Origin of the sequence: Lonsdalea britannica (assembly GCF_946477055.1) — a bacterium.
In the GTDB taxonomy this organism is placed as follows: domain Bacteria; phylum Pseudomonadota; class Gammaproteobacteria; order Enterobacterales; family Enterobacteriaceae; genus Lonsdalea; species Lonsdalea britannica_A.
This window is the reverse complement of sequence record NZ_CAMKXG010000251.1, coordinates 1-5,056: the sequence shown is the minus strand read 5'-3', so window position 1 is coordinate 5,056 and position 5,056 is coordinate 1. Positions and strand designations below refer to the sequence as shown.

Here is a 5,056-nt window from a genome sequence, read left to right as displayed (position 1 = left end):
GCCATCGCCAGGATCGGATCGCCCGGCAGCAGCTTTTGCAGCGAAAAAACGAAAATGGAGATAATCAGGAGCGTCGGTATCGCCACCAGCAGGCGCTTGCCGATATAGATGTACATTGGCGCGTTTCCTTATTCAGTGAGTGCCTCGACCGGGTTCGCCGAGGGGCCGCTCTGCCTCCCGACGAACGCACGCCGGACTAGTCGCTTTTTTTGACGCCCGTCAGGCGGATCATCCCGTCAGCCGACGGAGTGAATCCGGCGATTTTTTTGGAGTAGGCATACAGATAGGCCTGATGGCCGAGATAGATCAGCGGCAGGTCGTCATCCAGAATCTTGGTCGCGGCGTCATAGCGGGCTTTACGTACCGCGTTATCCGTGGATTCGCGCGCTTCGTTCAGCAGCTTGTCCACGTCCGGATTGCAGTATTTGGTGTCGTTGATACCGCCTTTGCAGGTCACAAACTGGTGAATGTTGCCGTCCGGATCGGCACGGCCCGACCAGTCGGAGCGCGACAATACGTAGTTCCCCGCCGTCTGCTCGGACAGCAGCGTGGCGAATTCAGTGGCTTTCAGTTTGACGTTGAAACCGGCCTCGGCCGCCATTGACTGGATCACCTGCATCATCTGGGTCTGCGTCGTGTTGTTGGCGTGCTGGAGTTCGATATCGTATTTCTCGTAGCCCGCCGCCTTCATCAGCGCTTTGGCCTTGGCCACATCTCGCGCGGGAACCGGCAGGCTCTGGTTGTACCACGGGCTGCTGGAGGGCCACGGCTGATTCCCGGCCAGCGCGGTGCCTTCGAAGACCACCTGATTGATCGCCTCACGGTCAATGGACAGCGAGAAGGCCTGACGCAGACGCTTGTCTTTGCCGAATGGATTGTTCGCCTCCGGCCCGTTGCCGATGTTGACGTACAGCGCCATGTAGCCCGGCCCGATGACTTTGCCGTAGTTCAGATTCGGGTTCTGCTGCACGGCGGCCACGTCCGACGCCGAGATGCGCTCCGCCAGATCCAGCTCGCCGGACTGCAGGTTCGCTAAGCGCACGGTCGTGTCCGGAATGGGGAGGAAGGTGACCTTATCGATAAAGATGTTGTCGGCATTCCAGTAACGGGGAAATTTCTCCAGCACGATGCGGTCCTGCTGAACGCGCTGCACGAACTTGAATGCGCCGGAGCACACCGGATCCGAGCCGAAGTTCGCCCCCAGCCGCTTGCCCGCCGTCGGAGAGATCATCATGCCTGCGCGGTCAGACAGCTGGGCCAGCAGGCTGGCGTCCGGGCTTTTCAACGTGAACTTCACCTGGTAGTCGCCGTTCGCTTCGACGCTAGCCACAGAGGCCAGTTCGCTCTTGCGACGGGACTCCGGCATCGTCATGTAGCGATGAATGTTGTACACCACCGCTTCCGCGTTAAACGGCGTACCGTCATGGAACACGACACCCTTGCGCAGATCCATCGTTAACGTTTTACCGCCGTCGCCCCACGTCCACTGCGTCGCCAGCTGAGGGATAATCGACAGACGGTTGTCGACGTCCACCAGCCGATCGCACAGGCTGGTGTAAATGATGCGGCCGACAAACGTGCGGGACTGAGCCGGGTCCAGTACGTCCGGATCGTCCTGCAGGCCGATGCGTAACTCCACCGCCTGCGCCGTCGTCGCCATCACCGCACCGGCCAGCAAGAGTCCGGTCTGTTTGATAAGTCGGTTCATGTCATGTTTCCTCTGGTCGATAGCCATCGCCGGGATTCGGCGCAATGAAAGGCAGGTCAGACGGCGCTGGCCTACTGAAAAACCGTTAGCGGCGGAGCGCGTCGGCGTCGGCCGGGGCATAGTGGCCCATCGAGGTGTGGCGGATCAGCCGCTCCTCCAGCGTCAGCAGATGTTGGCGCATCGCCTCGCCCGCCCTGACCGGGTCGTGGGCGGCAATCGCGTCGATGATTTCCGTGTGGTCGCTATGCGAGTCGGTAAGCGACGCATTGTGGCTACGGGCCAGCGCGCGGAGCGCCTGCCAGGCCGGGTACTGCCGCACGCGGTTCACCACGTCGAACAGCGACAGGAACAGCTGGTTGCCTGCGCTTTGCGCAATCAGCCGATGCAAGGAGCCGTCCCACAGTTCGCGCCAGTCGGCGTCGGTGCGCTCATAGATTTTGTCGCGCAGCGCCCGCATGCGTACGATGTCCGACGGCTTGGCGCGCAGCGCGGCCAACTGCGCCAGCTGCGGCTCGATCCTCAGCCGCACCTCCATGATTTCCATGAAATTGGTTCCTTCGATCAGATTGGCCGCATGGGTGCCCCAATGGTCCGGCTTCTGCCCGAGAAAAGTGCCCGCGCCCTGCTTACGCCAGATCAGCCCTTCCGCTTCCAGCACCTCCAGCGCGCGCCTCACCTCGCGTCGGCCCACGCCCCACAGCTCGGAGAGCGCGCGTTCTGTCGGCAGTTTGCCGTCGGGCTCCAACGCGCTCACGCGCAGGAGTTCGCGCAATCGCTCGAGTGCATAATGTGAATTTTCCGTTTTATTAACGCGGTTCCCGTCGCTCATTGGTTCACTCCAATTGGTAATTGGTTCAAAAAAAGCACGATGACCGAGGCAAGTCAATACGGCGGAAAAGTGCTGAACATGCAGCAAATAGCCGCAAAATCACTGGCATTGGAAGAGATTGAGTACAGATACTGCGGCAATGAGCGGGTCAACCGGTCGAATACGTGGCGACTGTCGATTTTTCAAGCGTTTTATATCGGGATATTTCCCGTCAGTTTTTCGTGAATAGGTGAAAAAAAACGATCTGCGAGGCCATCTCTCACCGCGAGATAGCCGCCAAGCAGATGATTAACAATAAGAATTTGTGATGGATGAACGCAGCGGGCGCTCGTTGATGCGGGTAACATTGGCGCATGGATCTCCACCGATGCGCGGAGAGAAAGCGCCGCCGTCCGTCAAAGGCGGCGGCGGCGGTCACCTCACGCTACTGCGCGCGGCGTCGCGGCGGGCAGTAGACGATACAGCATAAACGCGGTGATAAACGTGGCGGGCGCAGACCAGGATGTCCATGCCCCCTCCGCGTACATCAACACCATGCCGACGGCGACACTCCCGCCCCAGGCAAGCAGCCCCGAGAGGTTAATATTGCGGTCAAAGTGGATGCCGAGCGCCTGACGCGCAGGCGTCAAAATGTAGCTCAGCGCCACGCCCACCCAGGCCACCACGAAGACCCCCTGCCACGCCAACGCCTGCAAAATGTAGCTGAACACATCCGCCAGCATCAGCGCATAAACCACCGCCCCGACCAGACAAGCCCAGATAATCCGCCGGAAGCGCAGCCGGAACAGCAGCCGGAAAAAGTCCTGCATATTCACCGTCGCCAGAAAATAGTTGGCGGTATTGATGCGGGTTTGTGTCACCCAGACGAAGAACAGCCCCCACAGTCCCAGCAGGTTGAGGATCGCCACCACCACGCCGGTTTCACTGAGTCCGTCGCTTTCTGAGAATCCGCTGACCAGATAGATGCCCGCGACGCCGTTGAGCAAAAAGGTGATCAGATAAAACGGCATACCGAAGTTCATGCCCGCGTGATAATCCGCATCCTTCGCTTTGCCATAGCGGGCGTAGTCGAAGGTATACATCATCAGGATCCACACGCCCATATAGTAGGTGAAGCAGTGCCACCAGCCGTAGGCCGGCGGATCGGCAGGACCGAACGCGAGCCATTGCGGGTTATAGCCGTTTTGCTGGATAGACACCGCCACCGTCAGCAGCAATCCAAGCAAATAAAACGGTAGCAGGACGCCGTTGAATTTATCCAGCCAGTGCTGCACGCTGCCGAAAATCAGCGGTACGCTGTACAGCACGACCACCAGCGCGGCGGCGGCGTAAGGCAACGCCGGGAACAGATGGTTGAGCGCGAAGGCGATGACCGAACCTTCGAACACGGCGTAGTAGATGGCCGTCGAGAAGAAAATCAGCGTGGCGAGCGACGACCCGAGCCGACCGAACAACGCCTGCGAAAACAGAGAAACCGACAGCCCGGTTTTAATCGCGAACCGGCTGATGATCCCATTGATCACGCCATAGCTGACCACTGACAACACCATGCCGATGATGGCGTTTTTCGCGCCCCAGCTCTGCGCAAGCGACGCGCCGACCACAATATAAAACAGCGCGCTGCATACCGCCCACCACGCCATAGTGAGCGAGAGTTTGCCCATGCGTTCGTTGTCGGTGACCGTGCCGGACTCCGTCGCCGGGGCGGTCAGTTTTACATCAGAAAGATCTGCCATAGGGGTACTCCTGACTGCAAAAGGGGAAAGCCACACCTGACCGACGAACATCGGAAAAGGCCCTGTCATAGCGATGAACAACCAGTCGCAGGCAGCACGAATCGCCATGCGGACGGTGGATACCGCATGGCCCTAGACAGGACGATCGATGCTGTAACGCGACCTAAACCGGCGAAGGCCGCCGGGCGGGATCAAGCCGTCTGTCGGCCGATCCAGTCTCTTAACTGCGCCAGCCGCTGCTGGGACTGCCGTCGGGCGACGAGCGCTTCTTCCAGCGATACCGGCACAAAGCGCACCTGATGATGCGGTTGCAACTGCGCGACCCGATCCAGATCGGCGCTGATGACCGTGCCCAGCGTCATGTACCCGCCGCCGGAAACCGCGTCGCGCAGCAGGATGATGGGTTCCAGCCCGCCCGGCACCTGTACAGAGCCGATGGGGTAGCAGGCGTCGACGATATTGGACGGGTCTGAACCCGCGCCGAACGGCGGCGTGCGAGGCAGATATTCCAGCGGTTGACCGCCTTTCAGGCGATAGCCGATGCGGTCCGCCTCGGTGCCGACCCGCCAGGTATCGGCAAAAAACTGTTCCGCCGCGGCGTCGGTCAGGCGGTGAATATAGAGGCCGCGCACCAGCCGCAGCGTGACCTCTTTTTCCAAGCGGGGACACAGGGCCTCCGGCACCTTCGCACCTTCGGTCCCGACGCCGGTCGGTTCACCGATAGGCAGCCGATCGCCCTCCTGTAGCCGACGTCCTTCCCACCCGCCCAGCGCGCCCAGCGTG

Annotated in this window: 3 protein-coding genes and 2 pseudogenes; all 5 read right to left on the bottom strand. The window is 60.5% G+C overall.

Annotation, left to right across the window (positions count from 1 at the left end; all coding sequences use genetic code 11):
- A pseudogene (locus Q7O77_RS14485) lies at positions 1-116 on the bottom strand (ABC transporter permease); the annotation flags it as partial.
- An 80-nt stretch (positions 117-196) separates the two neighbouring features.
- Complete coding sequence (locus tag Q7O77_RS14480) at positions 197-1,708, bottom strand: ABC transporter substrate-binding protein (protein ID WP_304168684.1); 1,512 nt, start codon at positions 1,706-1,708, stop codon at positions 197-199.
- 85 nt (positions 1,709-1,793) lie between these two features.
- Positions 1,794-2,537 carry a FadR/GntR family transcriptional regulator gene (locus Q7O77_RS14475; protein WP_304168682.1) on the bottom strand — a complete coding sequence of 248 codons (744 nt, stop codon included), beginning with the start codon at positions 2,535-2,537 and terminating at the stop codon, positions 1,794-1,796.
- A gap of 419 nt (positions 2,538-2,956) precedes the next feature.
- Positions 2,957-4,273 carry a cytosine permease gene (locus Q7O77_RS14470; RefSeq protein ID WP_304168679.1) on the bottom strand — a complete coding sequence of 439 codons (1,317 nt, stop codon included), beginning with the start codon at positions 4,271-4,273 and terminating at the stop codon, positions 2,957-2,959.
- 191 nt (positions 4,274-4,464) lie between these two features.
- A pseudogene (locus Q7O77_RS14465) lies at positions 4,465-5,056 on the bottom strand (allophanate hydrolase); the annotation flags it as partial.

What these genes read in the sequence shown, in the direction of transcription:
- Q7O77_RS14470 (WP_304168679.1), bottom strand. Translation starts at nt 4,273, where the DNA reads ATGGCAGATCTTTCTGATGTAAAACTGACCGCCCCGGCGACGGAGTCC.
- Q7O77_RS14480 (WP_304168684.1), bottom strand. Translation starts at nt 1,708, where the DNA reads ATGAACCGACTTATCAAACAGACCGGACTCTTGCTGGCCGGTGCGGTG.
- Q7O77_RS14475 (WP_304168682.1), bottom strand. Translation starts at nt 2,537, where the DNA reads ATGAGCGACGGGAACCGCGTTAATAAAACGGAAAATTCACATTATGCA.